Source organism: Streptomyces similanensis (assembly GCF_039543625.1).
GTDB lineage: Bacteria > Actinomycetota > Actinomycetes > Streptomycetales > Streptomycetaceae > Streptomyces > Streptomyces similanensis.
The window spans coordinates 39,864-63,786 of the sequence record NZ_BAABKC010000021.1; the positions used below are offsets into that span (position 1 = coordinate 39,864).

General features: G+C 73.7%; 21 protein-coding genes. 15 read left to right on the forward strand and 6 right to left on the reverse strand.

What is annotated here, in order from left to right; all coding sequences use genetic code 11:
• Positions 1 to 21 precede the first annotated feature (21 nt).
• The 4 genes from ABEB07_RS08370 (at position 22) to ABEB07_RS08385 (ending at position 4,195) form a co-directional block, all read left to right on the forward strand.
• The gene (locus ABEB07_RS08370; RefSeq protein WP_345667669.1) at positions 22 to 573 is read left to right on the forward strand and encodes a phosphatase PAP2 family protein; all 552 of its coding nucleotides are present in this window, start codon (positions 22 to 24) and stop codon (positions 571 to 573) included.
• 109 nt (positions 574 to 682) lie between these two features.
• Positions 683 to 2,797 (forward strand): TerD family protein, encoded by a 2,115-nt coding sequence (locus ABEB07_RS08375; protein ID WP_345667670.1) that lies wholly within the window; start codon positions 683 to 685, stop codon positions 2,795 to 2,797.
• Between the two features lie 99 nt (positions 2,798 to 2,896).
• Entirely contained in the window at positions 2,897 to 3,268 is a 372-nt protein-coding gene (locus ABEB07_RS08380; RefSeq protein ID WP_345667671.1) for a gas vesicle structural protein GvpA, read from the forward strand.
• 186 nt (positions 3,269 to 3,454) lie between these two features.
• A complete protein-coding gene (locus ABEB07_RS08385) occupies positions 3,455 to 4,195 on the forward strand; it encodes a 3-keto-5-aminohexanoate cleavage protein (protein WP_176147035.1) in 741 nt (246 codons plus the stop codon).
• Between the two features lie 19 nt (positions 4,196 to 4,214).
• On the opposite strand, the gene ABEB07_RS08390 is transcribed toward ABEB07_RS08385, so the two are convergent.
• The 3 genes from ABEB07_RS08390 to ABEB07_RS08400 all read right to left on the reverse strand — a co-directional run bounded on the left by ABEB07_RS08390 (position 4,215) and on the right by ABEB07_RS08400 (position 7,429).
• Positions 4,215 to 5,366: a PP2C family protein-serine/threonine phosphatase gene (locus ABEB07_RS08390; protein ID WP_176147034.1), complete on the reverse strand. Its 1,152-nt coding sequence runs from the start codon at positions 5,364 to 5,366 to the stop codon at positions 4,215 to 4,217.
• A gap of 530 nt (positions 5,367 to 5,896) precedes the next feature.
• Entirely contained in the window at positions 5,897 to 6,718 is an 822-nt protein-coding gene (locus ABEB07_RS08395) for an SAM-dependent methyltransferase (RefSeq protein WP_176147033.1), read from the reverse strand.
• Between the two features lie 96 nt (positions 6,719 to 6,814).
• Positions 6,815 to 7,429, reverse strand: a complete 615-nt coding sequence (locus ABEB07_RS08400; RefSeq protein WP_176147032.1) for a TetR/AcrR family transcriptional regulator — start codon at positions 7,427 to 7,429, stop codon at positions 6,815 to 6,817.
• Between the two features lie 70 nt (positions 7,430 to 7,499).
• Between ABEB07_RS08400 and ABEB07_RS08405 the strand changes: the two genes are divergently transcribed.
• Entirely contained in the window at positions 7,500 to 8,105 is a 606-nt protein-coding gene (locus ABEB07_RS08405) for a peroxiredoxin-like family protein (protein ID WP_345667672.1), read from the forward strand.
• A gap of 143 nt (positions 8,106 to 8,248) precedes the next feature.
• Here the strand turns inward: ABEB07_RS08405 and ABEB07_RS08410 are convergent, their stop codons facing one another.
• Positions 8,249 to 9,103, reverse strand: coding sequence for a GntR family transcriptional regulator (locus tag ABEB07_RS08410; protein WP_345667673.1), 855 nt, complete (start codon positions 9,101 to 9,103; stop codon positions 8,249 to 8,251).
• Positions 9,104 to 9,396: 293 nt separating this feature from the next.
• Between ABEB07_RS08410 and ABEB07_RS08415 the strand changes: the two genes are divergently transcribed.
• The 5 genes from ABEB07_RS08415 (at position 9,397) to ABEB07_RS08435 (ending at position 15,775) form a co-directional block, all read left to right on the forward strand.
• Positions 9,397 to 10,668: an extracellular solute-binding protein gene (locus tag ABEB07_RS08415; RefSeq protein ID WP_345667674.1), complete on the forward strand. Its 1,272-nt coding sequence runs from the start codon at positions 9,397 to 9,399 to the stop codon at positions 10,666 to 10,668.
• A 44-nt stretch (positions 10,669 to 10,712) separates the two neighbouring features.
• A complete protein-coding gene (locus tag ABEB07_RS08420; RefSeq protein ID WP_345667675.1) occupies positions 10,713 to 11,693 on the forward strand; it encodes a carbohydrate ABC transporter permease in 981 nt (326 codons plus the stop codon).
• On the forward strand, positions 11,690 to 12,562 hold the full coding sequence (locus ABEB07_RS08425) for a carbohydrate ABC transporter permease (protein WP_425588974.1): 873 nt from the start codon (positions 11,690 to 11,692) through the stop codon (positions 12,560 to 12,562). The genes ABEB07_RS08420 and ABEB07_RS08425 overlap by 4 nt, the downstream gene beginning before the upstream one ends.
• A gap of 143 nt (positions 12,563 to 12,705) precedes the next feature.
• A complete protein-coding gene (locus tag ABEB07_RS08430) occupies positions 12,706 to 14,289 on the forward strand; it encodes a beta-N-acetylhexosaminidase (RefSeq protein ID WP_345667676.1) in 1,584 nt (527 codons plus the stop codon).
• Positions 14,290 to 14,323: 34 nt separating this feature from the next.
• Positions 14,324 to 15,775, forward strand: a complete 1,452-nt coding sequence (locus ABEB07_RS08435; protein WP_345667677.1) for a cellulose binding domain-containing protein — start codon at positions 14,324 to 14,326, stop codon at positions 15,773 to 15,775.
• Positions 15,776 to 15,897: 122 nt separating this feature from the next.
• On the opposite strand, the gene ABEB07_RS08440 is transcribed toward ABEB07_RS08435, so the two are convergent.
• The gene (locus ABEB07_RS08440) at positions 15,898 to 16,527 is read right to left on the reverse strand and encodes a TetR/AcrR family transcriptional regulator (protein ID WP_345667679.1); all 630 of its coding nucleotides are present in this window, start codon (positions 16,525 to 16,527) and stop codon (positions 15,898 to 15,900) included.
• A 145-nt stretch (positions 16,528 to 16,672) separates the two neighbouring features.
• Between ABEB07_RS08440 and ABEB07_RS08445 the strand changes: the two genes are divergently transcribed.
• Positions 16,673 to 18,235, forward strand: a complete 1,563-nt coding sequence (locus tag ABEB07_RS08445; RefSeq protein ID WP_345667680.1) for an MDR family MFS transporter — start codon at positions 16,673 to 16,675, stop codon at positions 18,233 to 18,235.
• A gap of 42 nt (positions 18,236 to 18,277) precedes the next feature.
• Here the strand turns inward: ABEB07_RS08445 and ABEB07_RS08450 are convergent, their stop codons facing one another.
• Positions 18,278 to 19,015 (reverse strand): SDR family NAD(P)-dependent oxidoreductase, encoded by a 738-nt coding sequence (locus ABEB07_RS08450; protein WP_345667681.1) that lies wholly within the window; start codon positions 19,013 to 19,015, stop codon positions 18,278 to 18,280.
• A gap of 103 nt (positions 19,016 to 19,118) precedes the next feature.
• Between ABEB07_RS08450 and ABEB07_RS08455 the strand changes: the two genes are divergently transcribed.
• The 4 genes from ABEB07_RS08455 (at position 19,119) to ABEB07_RS08470 (ending at position 23,915) form a co-directional block, all read left to right on the forward strand.
• Positions 19,119 to 19,718 (forward strand): TetR/AcrR family transcriptional regulator, encoded by a 600-nt coding sequence (locus tag ABEB07_RS08455; RefSeq protein WP_176147022.1) that lies wholly within the window; start codon positions 19,119 to 19,121, stop codon positions 19,716 to 19,718.
• 75 nt (positions 19,719 to 19,793) lie between these two features.
• Positions 19,794 to 20,435 (forward strand): LysE family translocator, encoded by a 642-nt coding sequence (locus ABEB07_RS08460; protein WP_164588804.1) that lies wholly within the window; start codon positions 19,794 to 19,796, stop codon positions 20,433 to 20,435.
• A gap of 103 nt (positions 20,436 to 20,538) precedes the next feature.
• The gene (locus ABEB07_RS08465) at positions 20,539 to 22,710 is read left to right on the forward strand and encodes a hypothetical protein (protein ID WP_345667682.1); all 2,172 of its coding nucleotides are present in this window, start codon (positions 20,539 to 20,541) and stop codon (positions 22,708 to 22,710) included.
• A gap of 263 nt (positions 22,711 to 22,973) precedes the next feature.
• Positions 22,974 to 23,915: an SDR family oxidoreductase gene (locus ABEB07_RS08470; protein ID WP_345667683.1), complete on the forward strand. Its 942-nt coding sequence runs from the start codon at positions 22,974 to 22,976 to the stop codon at positions 23,913 to 23,915.
• The last annotated feature ends 8 nt before the right edge of the window (positions 23,916 to 23,923 follow it).

Consider the following 23,923-nt stretch of genomic DNA (forward strand, 5'->3'; position numbering starts at 1 on the left):
TGATCGGGATACCTGCTGGTCATGGAAGCGGTGACAGTGTTCCTCGACGCGGACCGGAGGCTGACCCGGCAGGCCGCGTCCCGTATACCGGCCGGGGCCGCCAAGGTGTTGTCGGCCGTCGAGGAGTGCGCGGAGCGCTCGAAACTGTGGTGCGGCGCCGCCGTGCTCATGGCCGCGGCCGGCGGGTGGCGCGGCCGGCGGGCCGCCGTGACGGGGCTGACGGCGCTCGCCGCCGCGCAGGTGGTGTCCAACGCCCTGTGCAAGCGGCTCGCGGACCGGCCGCGCCCGCCCGAGGAGTGGATACCGCACGACGAGGTCGAGGACCGCCCCGACTCGTCCTCCTTCCCGTCCGGACACACGGCGGCCGCCGTCGCCTTCACCGCCGCCGTCGCGCCGGGCGCGCCGCTGGCGGGCGCCCTGTGCGCAGTTCCGGCCGGCCTCGTCGCCGTCGAACGCGTACAGAGCGGCGCCCACTACCCCAGCGACGTGGCGGCCGGCGCCGTCGTCGGGCTGGCCTGCGCCTGGCTGGTGCGGCGGACGCCCCGGCTGGTGCGCAAGGCGTGGCTGTCGTAGGAGACCGGCTCCGGCCCCGGGCGACGGCCCCCTGACGACGCCGTCGCTCCCCGACGTGTTCGCGTCGGACCATCGACTTCACGCCGTCTTCACTGTCACCATGATCCTCATGACGCACCTCACCAAAGGCGCCAACACACCTGTCCCCGAGGGGCTGGTGCGGGTAGCCGTCTGCCGGCGCAGCGTCCCGGGGACTCCGGTCGTGGACGCCTCGGCCCTCCTGCTCGACGCGACGGGCAAGGTCCGCGGCGACGCCGACCTCGTGTTCTACAACCAGTCGGCGCACCCCTCGGGAGCCGTACGGCACACGGGTGCGGGGGAGGGCGCCGGGCTGCGCGCCGAGTGGCTGGAGGTGGACCTGCCGCGCGTCGAGCCGGCGGTGCAGCGGGTGTTGATCGCGGGCTCCTGCGACGGCGGGGTGTTCGGTCAGGTGCCCGGCCTGGACGTGCGGGTGCTGGCGGCCGACGGCACGGTGGCGGCGCACTACGACGTGACCGACGCCCGGAACGAGACGGCGTTCGTGCTGGGGGAGCTGTACCGGCGCGACGGGACGTGGAAGTTCCGGGCGGTGGGCCAGGGGTACGACTCCGGACTCGCCGGACTGGCCACCGACTTCGGGATCGCGGTGCGGGACGAGCCCGCCGCCCCCGCTGTCCCGGACACCCATGCCGCCCCCGCGGCCCCCGCGGCTCCCGTCGCCCCCGCCGATCCCGATCCCCTCCCCCTCGGCGCCGGCTTCGTGCCCCACGTCCAGAGCGGCCGCGGCAACGGCGTGGTCACCGTGGCGACTCCGCTGCCGCCGGGGCCGGTGATCGTGGAGGCCCGGATCGAGGGCGACGAGTACTTCTGCGTCGAGACCCTCAACCGCCGCAACAAGAAGGACCTGACCGTCTTCAACACCGAGCTGCCCGACTTCCACGGCCGCGCACTGGTCCAGCCTCCGCGGGACCGCCCCCTGCGGCTGAACGTCGACTACGCCGGCGCGTGGACGATCACGGTGCTCCCGCTCTCCGCGGCCCGCCGGCTCGACACGCGGGGACTCACCGGCCGCGGCGCCGACGTGATCGCCTACACCGGTCCGGTGGCCGACGTACGGGTCCGGTTCGACGGTGGCGCGGACCGCGACGAGTGGTTGCTCATGAACTGCCACGAGGCGGCCCACCTCGACGACCTCGACCGGCACGAGATGCTCGTCAACGAGACCGGCCGCCTGGACCAGACCGTCCCGGTGCCCGACGGCCCGCTCCTGCTGGTCGTGGAGAACGGCGAAGGCCACTGGGAGCTGACCGCCAAGCCCCTGCCCGTCCACCACCCCGCCCCGGACCCGTACGCCGTCCCGAGCCCGGGTCCCGCCCGCCACTCCGCCCCGGACCGGAGGCCCGAGGTCTCCCCGTCCGCGCTGTCCAAGGAGTCCGGGAGCCGACCGGCCGGCGTGTACGAAGGCCGCGGCGAGCAGACGATCACGCTGGTCAACCCGCGCCCGGGCCGCCCGATGCTGTTCCGCTACGACTTCCCGGGCGCCGAGGCCGACTACACCCTCGAAGTCAAGACCGTCGACGAGTACGGCGACGAGACCGACTGGCTCACCGGCGCGCAGCACGGGACCCGCGGCACCGTCGTGGCCTTCCGCGCGGGCGAGGCCGAGCAGACCGTGCGCGTACGGCACACCGGCGAGTGGGCGCTGAGCCTGCTGCCCGAGGAGGAGGCGCCGCTGCTCACCGGCGCGGTCGAGGGCGAGGGCTCCGCGGTCCTGCGCTACCAGGGGCCGCCCATGCTGCTGACCGTGCGGCGCACCTCGGGCGGCGAGCACGAGAACGTGGCCGCCGTCGCCCTGAACCACCCCTACGGCAAGAGCGCGCTGATCGCGGACACCGACTTCCGGCGCCGTCCCGCCCTCGGTCCCGTGTGGGTCGATCCGGGCGGCGCCTGTTTCGTGGTGGTCAGGGCCGTGGAGGGCGTGAAGTGGGAGCTGGAGCCGCAGCCGCTCGACGCGGCGCCGGTGCTCGATGGGCGCACCCGTGGCGGCTGGTACGGCGTCGTACGGCACGAAGGGCCCGAGCGCGAGCTGGTGATCGTCGGGACGGCCCTCACCCACGTGTTCGAACTGGACGAGAACCTGTTCCCGCACCGCCAGCTCACCGCGTCCTCGGGACCGCACCGCATATCCCGCTCGCTCCTCCAGGTCCGCTCGCTCGGCGAATGGGTGCTGGAACTGCGGGACTGACCGCGGATCTCGTCCGCACCGGTGCCCCGGCCGCCGTTTGAGAACGGCGGCCGGGGCTATCCGAGAGGTGGTAGCGGTAGCGGAAGGGGCTGGCGGCTGATGACCGTGGCGACACAGCAGCGCGGTGGCGGAGGAGGCGGCTCCAGCGGCCTCTACGACGTGCTGGAGCTGATTCTCGACCGGGGGCTGGTGATCGACGCGTTCATCCGCGTCTCCCTCGTCGGCATCGAGATACTGAAGATCGACATACGTATCGTGGTGGCGAGCGTGGACACGTATCTGCGGTTCGCCGAGGCGTGCAACCGGCTCGATCTGGAGTCGGGACCGCGCAAACCGCCCGGGCTGACCGAGCTGCCGGGGCGGATGAAGGAGTCGGGGGCGCACGGCGCCGCCAAGGGCGTCCTGTCCGGCGCCGCGGAGACCATCTCCGAGGCCTTCCACCAGGCCCGCGGCGGAGCACGGGAGAAGTAGACCGCCCGTGTCCCGGGTGCGCCCCCGCCGCCGTAAATGGCGGCGGGGTTCACGGCCATCGTGATGTGGCCGACGACGCCGCGCTCGGATGTGGCAGCGGTCCGGACATGTGTCCGCTGCTGTGGAGAACTTCCGCCCGGCGCGGGTTACTTCGCCGCCGGGCCCTGGCGTGGCAGAGTGCCGTACATGCTGCAAGTGTGTCCCAACGGAGTGCGCCGGCCCGCCGACAGCCCCTGGGTGCCCGTCTCCGCCGAGGAGGTGGCGGCCGAGGCGCGCCGGGCGGTCGGCGCGGGAGCGCGGGACGTCCATCTGCACCCCAAGGACCACCGGGGACGCGACAGCCTGGACGCGGCGGTGGTCCGGGACGTGCTCCAGGCCGTCCGCGAGGCGGTCGGCCCCGGTGTCCCGGTCGGGGTGACGACGGGGGAGTGGATCGAGCCCGACGCCCGCCGCCGTGTCCGGCTCGTCGAGTCCTGGACGACGACGCCCGACCACGCCTCGGTCAACTGGCACGAGGACGGCGCCGACGCGACGGCACGGGCCCTCACCGAGCGCGGCGTCGGCATCGAGGCCGGGCTGTTCTCCGGCACCGACGGGCCGCGCCGCTTCCTCGCGTCCCCGTTCGCCGACCGGGTGCTGCGGGTGCTGGCCGAGGTCACCGGCACCCCCGCCGACCAGGCCGAGCGAGCCGCCCTCGACCTGGTCGGGCGGCTGACGGGCGCGACCTCGGCGCCCGTCCTGCTGCACGGCGACGAGGACACCGCCTGGCCCGTCCTGCGGACGGCCGCCCGACTGGGCCTGGACACCAGGATCGGCCTGGAGGACGTCCTCTTCCTCCCGGACGGCACGCCCGCCGAGGGCAACGCCCCGCTCGTCGCGGCGGCACGGGACATCCTCGGCCGCGAGGGGGAGCGCGCCGCGCACTGAGCCGAGCGGGAGGCGCGTCTCAGGGGGTCGGCGGCGCGGTGTCGCCGGGCCCGCGACTCCTCCCGGCGGTACGGGTCAGGGCGAGGACCGCCATGTCGTCCTGGTTGCCGCCCCCCGTCCACCGGGCCACGTCCCGCACCAGCGCGTCCACGAGCCGCCGGGGGGTCGCGTACGGGCCGGGGGCGAGCCGGTCCACCGGGTCGTAGAACGTTCCCCGCTCGTCACGCGCCTCGGTCACCCCGTCGGTGATCAGCAGCAGGGAGGCGCCGGGGCCCAGCGGGAAGACGTCCGTGGGCGCGCCGCCGTCCGGCCCGGCGCCCCACAGACGCAGCCCCAGCGGCAGTTCGTGGGTGCTGGGCTCCAGCGGGGACACGGTCCGTTCGTCCACCAGGTACGGCGGCGGGTGCCCGCGGTTGCACACGTGTGCCGTGCGCCCGTCCGGGGGGATCTGGAGCAGCACGGCGGTGGTGAAGTCCTCGGACGCCTCGCCCGCCCCCCGCGCGAGGACGTCGTCCAGCCGGGCCGCCAGCTCGCCCAGGGTGGGCACGTGGTCGGCCTCCACGCGGAACGCACCGATCAGCACCGAGACGGTGGACACGGCCCCGAGGCCCTTGCCCTTGACGTCCCCGATGATCGCGCGCACGCCGAACGGGGTCGACTGGACCGCGTACAGATCGCCGCCGATCCGCGCCTCGGTCTGCGCGGCCACGTACCGGGCGGCCACGGTCACCGGGCCCGCGCGGCGCGGCGGATCCGGGAGCACCGCCCGCTGCGCGATCTCGGCCACGTCCCGCACCTGCGCGAGCCGGCGCCCTTGCAGGGCCAGGATCCGGTTGATCCCCAGCGCCAGGCAGCTGGTGGTCAGCACGTCGGCCAGGTCGACCAGCAGCGCCGTCCTCGGGCGCCCCAGATGCAGGTCGAGCAGGACGGAGACCGCGCACGCCGACACCGCGAAGAACAGGCTGGCGCGGAAGGACAGCAGGGCGCTGGCGACCAGGGGGGCCGCGGACAGCAGCGGCAGACCCATGTACGGCTGCGACCCGAACAGATCGCCCACCACCCCGCCGACCAGGAGCAGCGCGGCGACCAGCGCGGGGAGGAGGCGGAAGCGCGCGCGGACCGCACCCCGCGCGGCTCCTCCCCGGCCGGGCCGGCCCCGCCGGAGAGGCATCAGGAGCGGGACCGGCGGCCATGGCGGAACACCGGAACACCGGAACCCCGGAACACGGCCCCGGCCCGGCCGTACGGAACGCGGCCGGAACGACACACCCCACCCGCTCCGCCGACCAGCACCGATCCGCGGACCACCGCCGCTCCGCCGCCCACTGTCGGCCTGCGGACCACCGCCGGGCCGTGCGGGGCCGGCCGCTCCCGGGGAGCGGGCGCCGGGCGTGTTCGGCGGCGGCGGACTGCCTTCCCCGCTCCGCTGCCCGGGTGGCGTCGCGCGCGGGCGCGCGCCGCCGGTGCGCACGGCGCGGCGTGGCACGGCGGCGGCGCGTGGCTCCTGGCCGGCCGCACGCACGGCGGCCGCGCCGAACGCTCCGCAGTCATACCGACACCGTAGGTCCTCGCCGACCTCCCGGCACGTCGGACGGGCACGGCGGCGCACCGCCCCCCAAGCAGCCCCTGGCCGCAGGGCTCCCCCCAAGCAGCCCTCGGCCGCGGGGCGCCGCCGCCGCAGCGGCTTCCGCCGCGCGGGCCCTACGGCTTGCGGGCCAGTCCGGCGGCGATGAGACGCTCCCAGACGGTCAGTTCGCGTTCGCCGCCACCGCCGATCCGCGGGTTGTCCACCACCTCGGGATGCCACAGGGAGGCGGGCACGATCCCCGGCTCCAGGATCTCCAGGCCGTCGAGCAGGGCCGCGATCTCCGCGTCGGTGCGCCACCGGCCGCGGCCGAAGGTCTGCTGGAGGACCCTCTCGGCCTCCTCCGTCTCCGCGTTGTTGCCGGAGCGGAAGTGGCTGACGAAGAAGTGGCTCCCCGAGGGCACACGGTCGCGCCAGTAGCGGACGATCGCGGCGGGGTCCTCCTCGTCGTTGACGTGGTGCAGGATGGCGCTGAAGACGACGGCGACGGGCTGCCCGAAGTCGATCAGGTCCTGCGTGTCGGGGTGGGCGAAGACGCCCTCGGGGTCCCGGACGTCGACCGCGACGACCCGCGTCCTGTCGTTCTCCTCCAGCAACGCGCGACCGTGGACGAGCACTTGAGGATCGATGTCGACGTACACGACCCGGGACTCCGGGGCGTGCCGCTGCGCGACCTGGTGGACGTTGTCGGCGGTCGGCAGACCGCTGCCCAGGTCGATGAACTGCCGTATGTCCGTGGTCGTCACGATCTCCCCGACCGCCCGGGTCAGAGCCGCGCGGTTGGCGAAGGCGATCGCCACCGAGCCGGGGAGGTCGCGCTTGAACACGTCGCCGATCTCCCGGTCCACGGCGTAGTTGTCCTTGCCGCCGAGCAGATAGTCGTAAACGCGGGCGATGCTGGGCTTGTTGGGGTCGATGGAGGAACCGTGATCCGTCATGGCGCCCATCCTCCTCACCTGGCCGCCCGCTGACCACACCTTCGCACTTGTTGGTACGTCAGCGGCGCCATGTCCTGAGCTGCGGCTACGGCCGGCTCAGTCGCCGAGGCCGGCGAGCAGCAGGGCGAGGCCCTCCAGGAACTCCCGGTCGGCGTCGACCCCGCGGGCGGCCCGCGCCGTCTCGGCCATGAGCGGGAACGCGTCGGCGGGCAGCCCGGCGAGGACGGTGGTGCCGGGGCCGGACAGGGGACCGAGGTGTTCCAGCTGGATCGCCCCGATGACGTAGCTGAGCAGTGCGCGCAGGGCGACCACCCGCCGCTCGCCCCGGACGCCCGCCTCGGTGAGGACCGCGAGCACGGTCTCCGACCAGCGCAGCACGCCCAGGGAGTGGTGCCGGTGGGTGACGGTGAGCGGGACGACCTCCGGATGCGCGCCCACGGTGTCGCGCAGGCGCCGCGCCAGGACCGCGACCCGCTCGCGCCAGGGCGCGTCCGCGGCGGGCGGCGCGGTGTCCACGGCGCCCAGGACGCGTTCGACGACGAGCCGTTCGAGTGCGTCACGGTCCTGTACGTACCGGTACAGCCCCATGGTGCTCATGCCCAGTTCCTTGGCGACGGCGCGCATCGAGAGCCCGGCGAGGCCGTCGCGGTCGATGACGGCGAGCGCGGCCGAGGCGAGCTGGTCGGGGGTGAGGGAACGCGGGCGTGGCATGACGGTTGACAGCGTACGGCATACGCCTACGCTGGTAGGCGTACGGCATACGCCTACGAAGGGAACGTCCATGCGCGGATCCCGCGCCCGGCTGATGCCCGGCGCCACCGTCGACGCACGCTCACTCACCGCCGTCTCGGGCGACCAGGTCGCCGTTCCCGACCCCGGACGGCTGCTCCACCTCCAGTTCCGCCGCTTCGCCGGCTGTCCCGTCTGCAATCTGCACCTGCGTTCCGTGGTGCGGCGGCACGCGGAGATCGAGGCGGCGGGGGTGCGCGAGGTCGTGCTCTTCCACTCGCCGGCCGAGGAACTGGCGCCCCACACCACCGGTCTCCCGTTCGCCGTCGTCGCCGACCCGGACCGGGCGCTGTACGCGGCCTTCGGCGTCGAGCGCTCGCCGCGCTCCCTGCTCGACCCCCGGGTGTGGGGGCCGATCGCGTGGGCGGTCCTCAGCGGCACGTGGAACGTGGTGCGCGGCCGGGAGCGCCTGCCCGCCCGCAGCCCGCACGGCGGCCGGCTGGGCCTTCCCGCCGACCTCCTCGTCGCACCCGACGGCGCGGTCCTGGCCGCCAAGTACGGCGCGCACGCCTACGACCAGTGGTCGGTCGACGAACTGCTGCGCCTCGCGGCGTCGGCGGCCGCCCGCGCGGACGCGCGCCCGGCGGACCGGCGGTAGCGGCGCGGCGGTAGCGGCGGGGCGCCGGGCGGCGATCGGCACGGGGGACCGATCGCCGCCCGGTGCCGCCCGGTGCGGTGCCATGGGGTGGGGTGTTGGCCGGTGGGGCGCCGGTCGGCCCCGGGGCGCGGTGGGCGGCTGGGTCAGCGCTGGTTCTGGACGTCGCCCAGGGTCGAGGCGGTGACCGGGTCGCCGTGCGGGAAGTCGCCCGGCGGAATGCCCGGGTGGTGCCCGTCCGGCGGCGGGGCGGGCGCGCTGTCGGCGCCGAGCGTCAGCCGCGACACGATGCGGTACCGGTCGCCGCGGTAGAGCGAGTGGACGTACTCCACCGGGCGGCCGCCGGTGTCGGTGGTCAGGCGTTCGAACAGCAGGGCCGGGGACAGCTCCGGCACATCGAGCACCTCCGCCTCGGCGCGGGTCACCACGGTCGGCTCGATCGCCTGGGTGGCCTCGCTCACGTGAATGCCGTGCCGGGTGCTCAAGTGCTCGTACAGGTCGCCCTGTTCGAGTTCGCGGGCGGTGAGGCCGGGCACCAGGTCGGCCGGGATGTGCAGGTGCTCGATGGCCATGGGCGCGGCGTCCACCAGACGCAGCCGGGCCACGTAGACGATCTGCGCGGCGGGGGAGAGGCGCAGCCTGCGGCCCACCCGGGCACCCGCGGGCACGGTGGTGAACTCCAGCAGCCGGCTCGCCCAGGTGCCCGCGGCCCGCGGCACGCTGAGCGAGTGGGTGCCCTGCACCAGTTCCTGGGTGATCTTCTCCGGTGCGACGAACACCCCCCGGCCGTGTTCGCGGACGAGCACCCCCGCGGTGACGAGTTCGTCCACGGCTGCCCGCAACGTCGGCCGGGACACGTCGAGTTGAGCGCACAGCGTCCGCTCGGAGGGGATCGCGTCCCCGGGCCGGCGCTCCTCGACCATCTCCAGCACCGCGTCGCGCACCCGCTCCCGTTTGAGAACACCGCCCGGCCCCGCCGTGCCCGGCTCCCTGTCACCCATCCGCGTCGTCCCCTCTCGGTGCGTACCGGCCCGCACAGGTGACCAGTTGTCACCTCCGTGCCCCCAACACCGTACTGGTCAGAACCAGTTCATGTCTTCAGGTCAGGGGCCCACGAAGACTCTGCCACGCCCGAGTCACCGAAAATCCTTTGTGAAATGGGGGGTTGACGGCCTCATGGGTCCGTGCCAGTTTCATCTGCCACCAGCAGGTCACCTGTCCACTCGCCAACTGGTCAGGTTACTGGTTGGGGCCTTCCTGCTCCGCGCCCTCCTGAGCTTCCCCGAGGTGACCCGTGAAGTTCCGCATGCTCACCGGTGCGTCCGTCCTCACTGCGGCCCTGATCGTCAGCGGCTGTTCCAGCGGCTCCGACGACGCGGCCGGCGACGGCGCGGGCGGTACGTCCGAGCTGACCGTCTGGCTGATGCGGGACAGCGTCTCGGCCGCCTTCCAGAAGGAGTTCGCCACCGCCTTCGCCGCCGACCACCCCGACATCCACCTGAAGATCCAGATCCAGGAGTGGGACGGCATCGGCCAGAAGGTCACCGCCGCCCTCGCCGGCAACGACGCACCCGACGTCATCGAGGTCGGCAACACCCAGGTCGCCCAGTACGCCCAGAGCGGCGGCCTGCTCGACCTCAGCGACCGCAGGAGCGACCTCGGCGGCGACACCTGGCTCAAAGGGCTGGCCGAGCCCGGCGCCTGGGAGGGCAAGCAGTACGGCATCCCGTACTACGCGGCCAACCGCGTCGTCGTCTACCGCAAGGACCTCTTCCAGCGGGCCGGCGTCGACCCGGCCGCCGTCAAGACCCGCGACCAGTGGCTCGCCGCGACCGAGAAACTGAACAAGGGCGACCAGCAGGGGATCTACCTCACCGGCCAGACCTGGTACGCGCTGGCCGGCTTCATCTGGGACGAGGGCGGCGACCTGGCCGTCCAGCGGGACGGCAGGTGGCAGGGCGCCCTGGACACCCCCGGGGCGCTGGCCGGGATGGAGTTCTACCGGCGGCTCCAGGCGCTGGGCAAGGGACCCAAGGACGCCGACGAGGCCAACCCGCCCCAGGCCGAGGTGATGGCCAAGGGCAAGGTGGCGCAGATCATCGCCACCCCCGGCGGCGCCAACGTCGTCACCGAGCAGAACCCGCGACTCAAGGGAAAGCTGGGCTTCTTCCCCATCCCCGGCAAGAGCGCCGACAAGCCCGGCGCGGTCTTCACCGGCGGCTCCGACCTCGTGATCCCGGCCGCCTCCCGGCACCAGGACGCCGCCTACACCTTCGTCAAGGAACTCACCGGCGACACCTGGCAGAAGAAGCTCGCCCTCGCCATGAGCTACGTGCCGAACAAGACCTCCCTCGCCTCCGCGGTGGCCTCCGACCCCGGCGCCGCCGCGATGGCCGTCGGCGCCGCGCAGGGCCACGCCACGCCGAACACGCCCGGCTGGGCCGCCGTGGAGGCGGAGAACCCGATCAAGGACTACATGACGGCCGTCCTCACCGGCGGCGACCTCGAGCGGGAGGCGGCGAAGACCTCCGAGGAGATCACCCGGGCGATGAACGACGCGTCCTGATCTCAGCAGCGTCCCGCCGCCCGTCCCGTACGAATGGAGGAGCCGTGTCGGCCATCCGTGAACGCGCCGTACCCCGCCCCGCCGGCCGCCGGCCCGGCCGCACCTCCCCGCCCCCGGCCGCCTCCCGCGCCTCCCGGGACCGCGGCGGCCCCTGGCCGTACCTGCTGGTGGCGCCCGCCGTCCTCGGCATGCTCTACCTGCTGGTCTACCCGCTCATCCGCGCCGTCCTGATCTCCTTCCAGGACTTCCGGCTGCGTCAACTCATCTCCGGTCACGCGAAGTTCGTCGGATTCGCCAACTACCGCACGCTGCTGACCGATCCCCGGTTCTGGACGGTGGTACGCCGCACGTTCGTGTTCATGGCGGTCAACGTCGTCCTCATCATGGTGATCGCCCTGCTGGTGGCGCTGATGACCGAGCGGCTCGGCCGGATCTGGCGAACCGCCGTCCTCAGCTCCCTCGTTCTGGCCTGGGCGATGCCGGTGGTGGCGGCCACCACCGTCTTCCAGTGGCTGTTCCACTCCGAGTTCGGCGTCGTCAACTGGGCGCTGACCTCCCTCGGCTTCGACTCCTTCGCGCACTACCCCTGGTTCGCCCACGGCACGGCCGCCTTCGCGATCCTCGTCCTGCTGGTGGTGTGGCAGTCGGTGCCGTTCGCCGCCATTACCCTGTACTCCGCGCTCACCACCGTCCCCGCCGAACTGCACGAGTCCGCCCGCCTCGACGGCGCCGGCGCCCTCCGCGTCCTCGCATCGGTCACCTTCCCGATGATCCGGCCGATCGTGATGCTCGTCCTGTGCCTCGAAGTGATCTGGACGTTCAAGGCGTTCACGCAGATCTGGGTGATGACCCGCGGCGGCCCCGGCGACGCCACCACCATCCTGCCGGTCTACGCCGTGCAGACCGCCCTCGCCGGCCAGCGCTACGACCTCGGCTCGGCGGCCTCGATGGTCACCGTGGTGCTCATGTCCGGCGTGCTGGTCCTCTACTTCCGCCAGATGTTCCGACAGGAGGACGAGCTGTGAGCGCCGTACGCCCGAACATCCCGGTGACCAAACGGAGTTCCGCACGCCGGCTGCGCCGCCTCCCGCTGCACGCGGGCGCCGCCCTCACCGTGCTGGTCTGCCTGTTCCCCGTCTACTGGATGGCCGCCACCGCCTTCAAACCCTCCCGCGACATCCAGTCCGCCACCCCGCAGCTCGTCCCGCACACCTGGACACTGGAACACTTCCGCACCGCCGTGCACACGGCCGGCTTCGCCCGCTTCTGGTGCAACAGCCTGCTGGTCACCGGCGGCGCGGTGCTGCTCTCCCTCGTCATCGCCCTCGGCGCGGCGTTCGCCGTGGCCCGGATGCGGTGGCGCGGGCGGCGGCAGTTCGTCCTCGCCGTCTTCGTCGCCCAGATGGCGCCCTGGGAGTCGCTGATCATCCCGGTCTACATCATCGCCCGCGACACCGACATGCTCGACCGGCTCGTCACCCTCACCCTGGTCTACTTCATGGTCACGCTGCCGTTCACCACCATCGTGCTGCGCGGCTTCATCGCCACCGTCCCGCCGGAGCTGGAGGAGGCGGCACGGGTCGACGGCTGCACCCGGTTCGGGGCGTTCCGGCGCATCGCCCTGCCGCTGCTCGCCCCCGGCCTGATGGCCACCTCGCTGTTCGGCTTCATCACCGCCTGGAACGAGTTCGCCTACGCCAACTTCCTGATCATCAAGAACCAGGACAACCGGACCCTGCCGGTGTGGCTGTCCTCGTTCAAGAACACCTTCGGCACCGACTGGGGCGCCACCATGGCCGCCTCCACCCTCTTCGCGCTGCCCGCCCTGGCCGTCTTCCTGCTCCTCCAGCGCCACGTCACATCGGGCCTAGCCGCCGGCGCCGTCAAGGGCTGAACACCCCTTCCCCCGCACCCGCCGACACCCCTTTTCCGACACCCCCTTTCCGCCACCCCGGCCACGCCCCCGCCCACCCGCACCCCTCCGCACCGCCCCCCGCACCGCACCCGCCCGCGCCCCCACCCGGAAGGCCGCCGCCCGTGCCCTCACCCCGCCGCGAACAGACCCTCCTGCCCCGGCCCACCCGGTTCGCCCCCCGCTCCGGACACTTCACGCTCGACGCCGCCACCACCGTCCGCGCCGGCTCCGACGCCCAGGGCGCCGCCGACCTGCTGCGCACCCTCCTCACCCCCGCCACCGGCCTGCCCCTGGCGCCCTCGCCGACCGGCGCCGTCACCCTCGCCGTGGACCGGGGACTGCGCGGCCTGGGCGAGGAGGGCTACGGACTCACCGTCTCCCCGCACTCCGTCCTGCTGCGCGCCGCCACCCCCACCGGCCTGCTCCGCGGCGTCCAGACCCTGCGCCAGCTCCTGCCGCCCGAGGCGCTCGCCCCCGCCGCCCCGCGCGCCGAGCGCTGGGACCTGCCGTGCACGGAGATCACCGACGTGCCCCGGCACGACTGGCGCGGCCTGATGATCGACGTCGCCCGCCACTTCCACGACGCCGCGACCCTGCGCCGCCAGATCGACCTGCTCGCCCTGCACAAGCTCAACGTCCTGCACCTGCACCTCACCGACGACCAGGGCTGGCGGATGCCCGTCGCGGCCTACCCGCGCCTCACCACGGTCGGCGCCCGGCGGGCCGAGTCGATGCGCGGACCCGACGGCTCCACCCGCTTCGACGGCCGCCCGCACGGCGGCGCGTACACCCGCGCCGAACTCACCGGCCTCGTCGCCCACGCCGCCCGGCGCGGCGTGAGCGTGGTCCCGGAGATCGGGATGCCCGGCCATGTCCGGGCCGCCCTCGCCGCCTACCCGCACCTGGGCAACCGCCCCGACCGCGCCCTCGACGTGTGGACCCGCTGGGGCGTGTGCGACACCGTCCTCGGCGTGCACGACGAGGTGCTCGACTTCTGCCGCGCCGTGCTCGCCGAGGTGATGGAGGTCTTCCCCGCCCCCTACGTCCACCTCGGCGGCGACGAGTGCCCCACCACCGAGTGGGAGCACAGCCCCGCCGCCCGCGCCCGGGCCGCCGCCGAAGGACTGCCCGCCCCCGCCGCGCTGCACGGCTGGCTCCTGGGCCGGGCGGGCGCGTACGTGCGCGCACACGGCCGGCGCCCGGTCGGCTGGGCCGAGAACGGCGCCCGGCTGCCGCCCGGATTCACGGCGATGAGCTGGCGCGAACCCGCCCACGCGGTCGCCGCGCTGCGCCGCGGCCACGACGTCGTCCTCACCCACCACCGCACCACGTATCTCGACTACGCCCAGGACGACGCCCCGGACGGGCCGCTCGCCCAGCCCGGCCCGGTCGTCGACCTGCGCGCCGTCCACGGCGGCGACCCCGAGCCGCGCACCGGCGGCGCGGACGGGGCGCGGGTGCTCGGCACCCAGGCGCAGATCTGGACCGAGTTCGCGCCCGCCGCCGCCGACCTCGACCGCCTCGCCTACCCCCGACTGTGCGCACTGGCCGACCGGGCCTGGAGCGGGCCCACCGCCTGGGCGGACTTCACAGAGCGGCTCACAGCGCACACCCGGCGACTGGACGCCCTCGGCGTCCGCCGCCACCGCACCCCCGACACGCCGCGCACCGGCGCGGCACCGGCCGGTACAGCGCCCTCCGCATGACCCCCACCGATCCCACCACGGAGAGGACCGCACTGTGACCAGCAACGAGAACCGGCCGGCGGGCCACCGCCGCCGGCTGCGCACCGCCGCCGCCGCGGCCGTCGTCACGGCCCTGGGCGCCACCGCCCTGGCCGCCCTGCCGGGCAGCGCCAGCGCCGCCGACACCCTGGCGGTGCAGTACCGCACCAGTGCCACCGGCGCCACCGCCGACCAGAGCGAGCCCTGGTTCAAGGTGCGCAACACCGGCAGCGGCTCCCTGCCGCTGAGCGAGGTCAAGCTCCGCTACTACTTCAAGGCCGACGCGGCCGCCGCCAGTTACCGCTTCGCCTGTTCCTGGGCGGTCAAGGGCTGCGCCAACGTCACCGGCTCCTTCGGCGTCCTCGCCCACCCCACCGCGACCGCCGACCGCTACCTGGAGATCGGCTTCACCTCCGGCGCCGGCTCGCTCGCCCCGGGCGCCGACACCGGCGACCTGCAACTGCGCTTCTACCAGGCGAACTGGCAGACCCTCACCCAGAGCGACGACTACTCCTTCGGCGCGGCCCAGACCGCCTACGGCGACTGGACCAAGGTCACCGCCACCCGCGCCGGCGCCCTGGTGTGGGGCACCGCCCCCGACGGCAACGCCCCCACCGACCCGCCGACCACCCCGCCCCCCACCTCACCGCCGCCCGGCGGCTCCGGCGCCTTCTGGGACGACTTCAGCTACAGCTCGTACACCGACCCGAAGATCTCCGCCAACGGCTGGTCGGTCCGCTCCAACTCCGGCGGCCCCGGCGTCCCGGGCGCCACCTGGGACCCCTCGAACGTCACCTTCGGCAGCAGCGCCGGCAACACGGTCATGACGCTGGAGACCTCCACCGACGGCACTGCCTCGGGCACCGAGCAGACCGAAGTCCTCACCAAGGCGACCAAGTTCAAGAACGGCACCTACGCGGCCCGGGTGAGGTTCAACGACGCGCCCGTCTCCGGCCCCGACGGCGACCACCTGGTGCAGACGTTCTTCACCATCAACGACCTCAAGGCGCCGATGGCCGACGACTACTCGGAGTACGACTTCGAGTACCTGCCCAACGGCGGCTGGGGCGAGCCCTCCGACATCCTCTACACCACCTCCTGGGAGACCTACAACCCCGACCCGTGGCAGGCGGTCAACCAGCACACCGAGGGCCGCCAGAGCTACAACGGCTGGCACGACCTGCTGCTGACCATCGACGACAGCGCCATCAAGTACTACATCGACGGGCAGTTGTTCGGCACCCACGACGCCGCCTACCTGCCCGAGCGCCCGATGTCGGTCAACTTCAACCAGTGGCTGATCGACCTGAACGGCCAGACCTCCACCACACCCCGCGCCTACCAGGAGCAGGTCGACTACTTCCTGCACGTCAAGGACCAGGTGCTCACCCCCGCTCAGGTCAGCGCCAAGATTGCGGCGTACCGGTCGGCCGGCACCGCCTTCGAGGACACGGTGCCCGCGAGCTGAGCCGCCGCCGCGCGGGAGGGAGCCGCGCGGGAGAGAGCACGAGCAGGAGGGGCGCATCGCACGACGAGGCCCCGGCCGGAGGGAGTCGACCCGTACGACCCGTCCCCGCGCCGGGGCCTCGGCTACTTCCCGAGGCCGTGCCAGCCGTTCTCCAGCAGGTCGAAGGCGCGCGTGACGGCCTCGCGGACGTCACCCTGGCCGCGCGCGGCGCGAGGGGCTTCCAGGGCGAAGTGGGCCAGGGCGGTGCAGGCGGGGTCGTCCGCGGCCAGGCCGCTCTCCTCGGCGATGACCCGGGCCAGGGCGGCGGTGTGCCGCAGCCACATGCCCTGGACGTAGTCGCGCAGGGCCGGGGTGCCGTCGATCAGCTCGAAGAAGGCCGTGAAGCGGGGGTCGCCGTCGGCGGTGGCCATCCGGTGGCTCAGCGCGTGCTCGCGCAGGGCCGCGAGGATCGACCGCCCGGCGGGGCGCTCGCGTACGGCGGCGAGGAGCCGGGCTTCCTGGTCGGCGTCCTCGTCGAAGACGAGGGCCTCCTTGACGGGGAAGTGCTTGAACAGGGTGGTGGTCGACACGTCGGCGGCGTCCGCGATCTCGCGGATGCCGACGTCGTCGTACCCCCGCTCCAGGAACAGGCGCAGGGCGGCGTCGGCGATGGCCTGCCGGGTGGCGGCCTTCTTGCGCTCACGGCGGCCCAGGGGCGCGGGCGCGGTGCCGGTCTCGGTGGCGGTTTCGGTGGCGGACTCGGTGTCGGGCATGGACGGGAGTCTACCGGTCGGTGGTGCGACTTAAAAAGTTGAGTTGTTGCACTTATTGTCTCGGTGTGCTTTTCTCTGGTGCGGTGGTCGTGAGGCAGTGCCCGGCCCCCTCTTCCCTCCTCCCGTCCGAAAGGAGCGATCCGTCATGTCCGCGACCGCCCCCCTCCCGCCCGCCGAGCCGGCCGTGCCGAAGAACGTCCGCTGGGTGCTGCTCGGCGTGATGCTCGCGATGCTGCTGTCGATGCTCGACAACATGGTCGTCAGCACCGCGATGCCCACGATCGTCGGCGACCTCGGCGGGCTGGAGCACATCTCCTGGGTCGTCACCGCCTACACGCTCGTCACCGCCGTCACCACCCCGGTGTGGGGCAAGTTCGGCGACCTGTACGGGCGCAAGACCACCTATCTGGCGTCCATCGCCGTGTTCGTCGCCGGGTCCGCGCTGTGCGGCGCGTCCCGGTCCATGGGCGAGCTGATCGCCTTCCGCGTCGTGCAGGGCATCGGCGCCGGCGGCATCGGCGCGGGCGCCTTCGCCCTGATCGGCGCCCTCGTGCCGCCGCGCGAGCGCGGCAAGTACCAGGGCATGACCGCCTCCGTCATGGCGATCGGCACCGTCGGCGGCCCGCTCCTCGGCGGCTTCGTCACCGGCCACTGGGACTGGCGCTGGGCCTTCTACGTCAACCTGCCGCTCGGCGTGCTTGCCCTGGTGTGGCTGTGGCTGACCCTGCACGTGCCGGCGCGGCGCGTCCGGGCGCGGATCGACTGGGCGGGCATCGCCCTGCTGGCCGTCTCCATCAGTGCGATCGTGCTGGCCGCCACCTGGGCCGGGGTCGCCTACCCGTGGGGTTCGTGGCGGATACTCGGTCTCGGGGCCGTGGCCGTGCTCTCGCTCGCGCTGTTCGTGCGCGTGGAGCGGCGGGCCGCCGAACCGCTGCTGCCGCTCGGTGTGTTCACCGGCCACCGCAACTACCCGCTCGCGATGGTGATGATCCTGGTCGCCGGTGTGGTCATGTTCGGGGCGGGGCTGTACCTGCCGCTCTTCCAGCAGACCGTGCAGGGCGCCTCGGCCACCAACTCCGGGCTGCTGATGCTGCCCATGATGGTCCCCGTGGTGATCGTCTCCACCCTCGCCGGCAAGGTCATGTCCGCCACCGGCCGGTACAAGGTGTTCCCCGTCCTCGGCACCGTGTTCCTCACCGCCGGCCTCGGCCTGCTGGCCACCATGGACACCGGCACCCCGCGCCCGCTGACCGGCCTCTACATGGTGCTCGTCGGCATCGGCCTGGGCTGCACCCTGCAGATGGCCGGCACCATCGCCCAGAACAGCGTCCCGCTGCGCGACATGGGCGCGGCCATGAGCTCGGTCAACCTCTTCCGCACCCTGGGCGGTTCCCTCGGCGTCGCCGTCTTCGGCTCGCTGTTCACCCGGTCCGTGGGAGCCCACCTGCCCGGCGGCGACGGCGCCGACACCGGCGCGGGCGCGGGCGCGCCGCGCGGGCTCCCGGCGGGGGTCGGGGCCGCGTACCCGCACGCCGTCACGGAGGGCACCGGGCACATCTTCCTCACCGGCGCGGTGCTGTGCGCGCTCGCCTTCCTCGCCGCCCTCCTCGTGATCGAGGTCCCGCTGAAGAAGGCCGGCCCGCCGGCCCCCGCCGAGGGCTCCGAGGGCGGCAAGGACGACAAGGCCTCGGCCGCCAAGGCCGGTTGACGCCCGGGGGTGCGGCCGCCCGGGTCCCCGAGCCCGGCGGCCTCACCAGGGGACGACCGCGCCGTGGCGGTCCAGGAAGCAGAGATCGCCGGAGACGCCGGCCCGCGCTTCGAGCACGTCGACGACGGCGGGCACGCTCTCCTCGGGGGCGAGCGGCGCGTCGGGGCCGCCGAGCAGGGTCCGGTTGTGGCCCGGGTCGATGAGCAGCTTGGTGTGGCCGTCGCCCGCGTGGCGGGTGGCGTAGCTGCGCATCAGCTGGTTGAGCGCGGCCTTGCTGGCCTTGTACAGCTCGTAGCCGCCCTCGGTGTTGAGCGAGACGCTGCCCTGCTCGGAGGACATCACCGCGACCGTTCCGCCGGGCGGGACCAGGTCGCGGAGCGCTTCGAGGACGCGCAGCGGGCTCAGCGCGTTGGTGACCATCACCTCGGTGAACATGTCGGTCGGGACCTCGTGGATCGGCAGGTCGCCCCGGTCGATCGCGGCGTTCACGAACAGCAGATTCAGTCGACGGCCCGTCAGACGCTGTCGCAGAGCTGCCACTTGCTCAGGGCTGGTCATCTCCAGCGACTCGACGCTCACCCGCCCGTTCCCGGCGTCGGCGCTCGCCTGGAGCGCGCCGCCGGGCCGGCGGGTCGTGGCGGTGACGCGCCAGCCGCGCCGGGCCAGTTCGTCGACGAGGACGAGCCCCAGCCCCCGCGAGGCCCCGACGACGAGAGCGTGCCGGTCGGGGACGGCGGCCTGACGGTCGGACAGGGCGGACGGATCGGACAGAGCGGACATGTGCACTCTCCATGGTGGGGTGTCGGCGGTGAGGCTCGCCAGACTAGACGCGCCGTTGCGTCTAGGCAATGGGCCCGAGGCGACGGCGGGTAGGGTGTTGCGCATGTCCGCAGCCAGTCCGCAGTCCCGTAGGCCGCGCTCCGGCAACCGGCGCGACGAGGCCGCCCGCCTCGCCGTGCTGCACGCCGCGGACGATCTGCTCGTCGAGCACGGCTTCGGGGCGCTGACCGTCGAGGCGATCGCGCGCCGGGCCGGCGTCGCCAAGCAGACGATCTACCGCTGGTGGCCCTCGAAGGTCGAGATCCTCCTCGACACCCTCATCGAGGACAGCGCCAAACGCCTCCCCGTCCCCGCCCTGGAGCCCACCGCCGAGACCGTCCGCGGCTACCTCCGCGACTTCGCGCGCTTCCTCACCGACGACCCGGCCGGCAAGGTGCTGCTCGCACTCGTCGCCCAGGCGCAGCACGATCCCGGCACCGCCGACCGCCTCCAGGAGCGCTATCTGCGGCCCCGCCGCGACCAGGAACGGGACATGCTCACACGCGCGAGCGCCGCCGGCGAGATCACGCCCGCGCTCGACCCCGACACCACGCTCGACGCCGTCGTCGGGCCCCTCGTCTACCGCGCCCTGACCGGGTCCGACGTCCCGCCCGACCTGGTGGACGCCCTCGCCGGGAACCTGCTCGGACCCCGCCGCGGCTGACCGCCGCCGCCAACCGCCGTCTCAGCGCATGGAATCGGCTGGACACACCCACCCCCGGTGACGAGCATGGCCGCCATGGTGGACACCTCCCTGTACGCGGCCTTCCTGGTCGCCGCCCTCGCCCTGTGCGTCACTCCGGGCCCGGACATGATGTTCATCGTGGCCATGGGCGGCCGCGGCGGCCCGTCCACCGGCGTACTGGCCGCGCTGGGCGTCGCGTTCGGCGCCCTGGTGCACGCGGTGGCGGCCATGTTCGGCCTGTCGGCGCTGTTCCTGTCGCTGCCGCTGCTCTACCACGTGCTGCGCTGGGCGGGCGCGGCCTACCTCCTCTACCTCGCCGTCAAGGCCTTCCGCGACCGCTCCGCCCTGGGCGCCGACGGCGAGGACGGCACGGCCGCGAGCCTCGCCCCGGGCAAGCTGCGCGCCTTCTGGCAGGGGACCGTCACCAACCTGCTGAACCCGAAGGTGATCCTCTTCAACGTCGCCTTCCTGCCGCAGTTCGTGAACCCGGACCTCGGCCACGTGGCAGGCCAACTCGCCGTGCTCGGCCTCACCTTGGTGCTGGTGGGTCTCGCCGTGGACGCCACCATCGGGCTGTTCGCCGGCCGGCTCTCCTCGCGGCTGCGCCGCAGCCGCCGGATGGCCCGCAGGCTCAACGTGTTCAGCGGCACGGTCTTCGCCGGCCTTGCCGTGCGCCTGGTCGCCGTGCCGAACTAGCAAGACCGTCGCGGTACCGGGGCCTGTCCGGCCGGGGCGGCGCCGACGTGGCGCGCCGGAAAACCGGGTGCGGTCGTTCGTCCCGGCTTGGGAGCATGCCCGCATGGTTCACCGACTCGACCCCCTGGTCGTCCGCCACACCCACCGCGTCCCCGCCCCCGGCGGACCCGCCGGCGACGGCGCCGTGGCGGCACGGCAGTTCGACGCCGCGCTGATGTCCGCGGGTTTCAAGCTCTCGACGGAGCTGCTGGAGCACCTGTCGGGACTGGCCGCGAGCAGGGTCGTCGGCACCGCCCAGCGGACGCTGCGCACCGTGCGCGAGATGGTCGGCGACCACGTCCGGCACAACGTGTACTTCGTCGACTTCCCGGCCAACGTGCCGGACACCTACGACTTCTGGACGCGGTGCGTCGCGCAGGCGCTCGCCGACGACGCGACCCGCGCCGGCACCCTCCAGCAGCTGAGCACCGGCGTCGTGAACCTGCTCACCCTCCCGTCGTACGGCCACTACCAGCACACCTGGGCCGAGATGCTCGCCCACCACGACGAGCTGATCGCCGCGGCCGGCGACCGGATGACCCTCCTGCACCTCGGCGGCACCCCGGAGGACGAACTCAGCGCCCTCTACCTCGCGTTGGCGGCCAGCCGTACGCCCCTGGGCGAGGACGGCCTGCGGGACCTGCGGGACCTCGCCGGGCACTGCGCGGACGGACCGCAGCCCGAGGAGATCCCGGTCCGGGAGAACCGGGCCGTGATCAACCTCGCCCGCCTGACGGCCGGACACGACCCGCTGCTGGACACCGTCACCGACGTCCTCCGGCTGGCCTGCGCCGTCGCGGGCGGCGACGTGACCCTCCAGGAGCCGACGCGGCTGCGGACCCTGCCCCGCCCGGTGCGCCGGACCCTGCTCGCCGGCCTGGACGCGGTGGTCGCCGCCGCGCCGGCCAAGCTCGCCGACGTCCCCGCGCACCGCGAGATGTGGAAGCGGCTCGGCGAGCGGCTGCACCCGCACGAGTACCCCCGGTGGCCGCACGCGGCCGACGTGTTCGCCGTCGCCCGCGGCGAGAAGACCGCACGCTCCCTGGACGGCCGGGTGGAGGAACTGCTCGCCGACGGCGACCTCACCGCCGCCGTCGCGCTGCTGCGGACCGCGCCCGGCAAGCTGTTCCGCTCGCTGGACCGGCTGCTGCGCTCGGCCCGCACACCGGACGAGCGCGCCGCGGTCGTGGCCGCCGCCGAGCAGGTCGCGCCCGACGTCTCCGGCCGGGTCGTGCTGTCGGTGCGCGAGCATCTGCACAACCGTGCGCGCGAGACCGGCGCGCGGCGGGTGTTCGTGAACCGGCGCGGCCGGGCCCAGACCGCCGACGACACCCGCCGGCCGGTGCCCGCGCCCGAGCGTGAGCGGCTGATCACCGCCCTGGACGCCGAGTTGCGCCGCCGGCTGCCCGCCGCCGGCCACCTGCTGATCGACCCGGACGCGCTGGACGTGGCGCTGCCGCTGAGCGGCCGGGCGACCGCGGCCGGGCTCGGCGTGCTGCCGCGCGGCTCGCTCTCCCCGGTCGAAGGAGAACTGCTGCGCTTCTTCGTGTACTGGAAGCAGACCGGACGCAGCACCGACTACGACCTGTCGGCGCTGCTGCTGGACGCCCGCTACACGACCGTCACCTGGCTGTCGTACACCAACCTGCGTGAGAAGGAGGGCGCGCACTCCGGCGACGTCACGGACGCGCCCGAGGGCGCCTCGGAGTTCATCGACCTGCGGCTGGGCGCCGTACGCGGCACGTACATCGTCCCGCAGGTCAACATCTACGCCGGGGAGGGCTTCGAGGAGGCCGAGGAGTCGTTCTTCGGGTTCATGCTCCGCGAGGGCGAGCGGAAGGGGCGCCCGTTCGAGCCGCGCACCGTCCGGATGAAGTCGGAGCTGCGCGGCCCCGGCCGGGTCGCGCTGCCGCTGGCGTTCCTGCGCGGGTCCGACGGCCGGTGGCGCGCCAAGTGGCTGCACCTGTACCTGCGCGGGGAGCCGTCGGCGAACCGGGTGGAGGGCAACCGGGTGACGGTCGCGACGCTGCTGCGCGGCCTCGTCGAACGCGAACAGCTGACCGTCCGCTACCTGGCCGGCCTCATGACCGACGACGCGACCACCGTCACCCTGTGGGACGGCGGGACGGTGCCGGCGGGTCCCGTCACCTACATCGGCCTGGAGCGGCCCGACGGACTGCATCCGCGCTCGCGGGTCGTCACACCCGAAAATCTGCGCGACCTGATCCCCGCCTGAGTGCTACCGTGCTCGTGGCGAGGCCATGAAGGGGCTTCCTTCTCAACTCTTCCTTGATTCCAGTCCCTTCGCTCTCCTCACCGCCCACTCGACACCTCCGGCCGTCCCGCCGCACGCGGGACGGCCGCAGGTGTTTCCGGGGGAGCTTCGCGAGGATCGCTGCGCCGATCGGGTGGCAGGCGCGGACCGGGCGGCCCCGGCCGGGTATGCCGGTAGGGGTGCCGCTGTCGGTGGGGCAGGCGGCCGCGAAGGAACGAGGGCGTATGCGCGTGACTCCCGCTGCCGGCCGGCGCCGGGCCGACCCCGTCCCGGCGCTGCGGGGCCGGGTCGCGGTCGTGACCGGCGCCGCACGCGGGGTCGGCGAGGCCCTCGCGCGGCGCCTGTCCGAGGCCGGGCTGCGCGTCGCGCTGGTCGGACGCGAGGAGGAGACCCTGTGCCGGGCGGCCGCGTCGCTGCCGGGACCGACCGTCTGCGTCGAGGCCGACGTCACCGACCCCGCCGCCCTCGACCGCGCCGCCCGCCGGATCGCCGGCGAACTGGGCCAGGCGAGTGTGGTCGTGGCCAACGCCGGCATCGCCGCCGCCGGGCCCTTCGCGCACACCCCGGCGGACCTGTGGCAGCGGGTCGTCGACGTCAACCTCACCGGCTCCGCCAACACCGCCCGCGCCTTCCTGCCCCAACTAGCCCGCACCCGCGGCTACTTCCTCCAGATCGCGTCGACCGCCGCGTTCGGCTCCGCGCCGATGATGAGCGCCTACTGCGCCTCCAAATCCGGTGTCGAGTCCTTCGCCCAGGCCCTGCGCGGCGAGATCGAACCCGACGGCATCACCGTCGGCATCGCCTATCTGCACTGGACCGCGACCGACATGGTCACCGGCATCGACGAGCACCCCGTCCTCCAGGCCCTGCGGCGCAACCAGCCCCGCTTCACCCGCGTCGTGCACAGCACCGCGCAGGTCGCCGACTGGCTGGCCACCGGCATCGCCCACCGGGCCCGCCAGATCTACGCACCCCCCTGGCTGCGCTGGTGCCAGCCCCTGCGCCCCGCCTTCCCGCCCCTGGTCACCCGTCTGGCGCGGCGGGAACTGCGCCGCCAGTCCTCGGCCCGCCTGGTCGCCGACGCCGGGGTCCTGGGCGCCGGCGGCCGGGCCGACCTCGCCGCCTACCGCGCCACCGAACGCCCCTCCCCACCCGATCACCCGTAGGAGCCCTC

What these genes read in the sequence shown, in the direction of transcription:
- ABEB07_RS08370 (WP_345667669.1), top strand. Translation starts at nt 22, where the DNA reads ATGGAAGCGGTGACAGTGTTCCTCGACGCGGACCGGAGGCTGACCCGG.
- ABEB07_RS08375 (WP_345667670.1), top strand. Translation starts at nt 683, where the DNA reads ATGACGCACCTCACCAAAGGCGCCAACACACCTGTCCCCGAGGGGCTG.
- ABEB07_RS08380 (WP_345667671.1), top strand. Translation starts at nt 2,897, where the DNA reads ATGACCGTGGCGACACAGCAGCGCGGTGGCGGAGGAGGCGGCTCCAGC.
- ABEB07_RS08385 (WP_176147035.1), top strand. Translation starts at nt 3,455, where the DNA reads ATGCTGCAAGTGTGTCCCAACGGAGTGCGCCGGCCCGCCGACAGCCCC.
- ABEB07_RS08390 (WP_176147034.1), bottom strand. Translation starts at nt 5,366, where the DNA reads ATGCCTCTCCGGCGGGGCCGGCCCGGCCGGGGAGGAGCCGCGCGGGGT.
- ABEB07_RS08395 (WP_176147033.1), bottom strand. Translation starts at nt 6,718, where the DNA reads ATGACGGATCACGGTTCCTCCATCGACCCCAACAAGCCCAGCATCGCC.
- ABEB07_RS08400 (WP_176147032.1), bottom strand. Translation starts at nt 7,429, where the DNA reads ATGCCACGCCCGCGTTCCCTCACCCCCGACCAGCTCGCCTCGGCCGCG.
- ABEB07_RS08405 (WP_345667672.1), top strand. Translation starts at nt 7,500, where the DNA reads ATGCGCGGATCCCGCGCCCGGCTGATGCCCGGCGCCACCGTCGACGCA.
- ABEB07_RS08410 (WP_345667673.1), bottom strand. Translation starts at nt 9,103, where the DNA reads ATGGGTGACAGGGAGCCGGGCACGGCGGGGCCGGGCGGTGTTCTCAAA.
- ABEB07_RS08440 (WP_345667679.1), bottom strand. Translation starts at nt 16,527, where the DNA reads ATGCCCGACACCGAGTCCGCCACCGAAACCGCCACCGAGACCGGCACC.
- ABEB07_RS08445 (WP_345667680.1), top strand. Translation starts at nt 16,673, where the DNA reads ATGTCCGCGACCGCCCCCCTCCCGCCCGCCGAGCCGGCCGTGCCGAAG.
- ABEB07_RS08450 (WP_345667681.1), bottom strand. Translation starts at nt 19,015, where the DNA reads ATGTCCGCTCTGTCCGATCCGTCCGCCCTGTCCGACCGTCAGGCCGCC.
- ABEB07_RS08455 (WP_176147022.1), top strand. Translation starts at nt 19,119, where the DNA reads ATGTCCGCAGCCAGTCCGCAGTCCCGTAGGCCGCGCTCCGGCAACCGG.
- ABEB07_RS08460 (WP_164588804.1), top strand. Translation starts at nt 19,794, where the DNA reads ATGGTGGACACCTCCCTGTACGCGGCCTTCCTGGTCGCCGCCCTCGCC.
- ABEB07_RS08465 (WP_345667682.1), top strand. Translation starts at nt 20,539, where the DNA reads ATGGTTCACCGACTCGACCCCCTGGTCGTCCGCCACACCCACCGCGTC.
- ABEB07_RS08470 (WP_345667683.1), top strand. Translation starts at nt 22,974, where the DNA reads ATGCGCGTGACTCCCGCTGCCGGCCGGCGCCGGGCCGACCCCGTCCCG.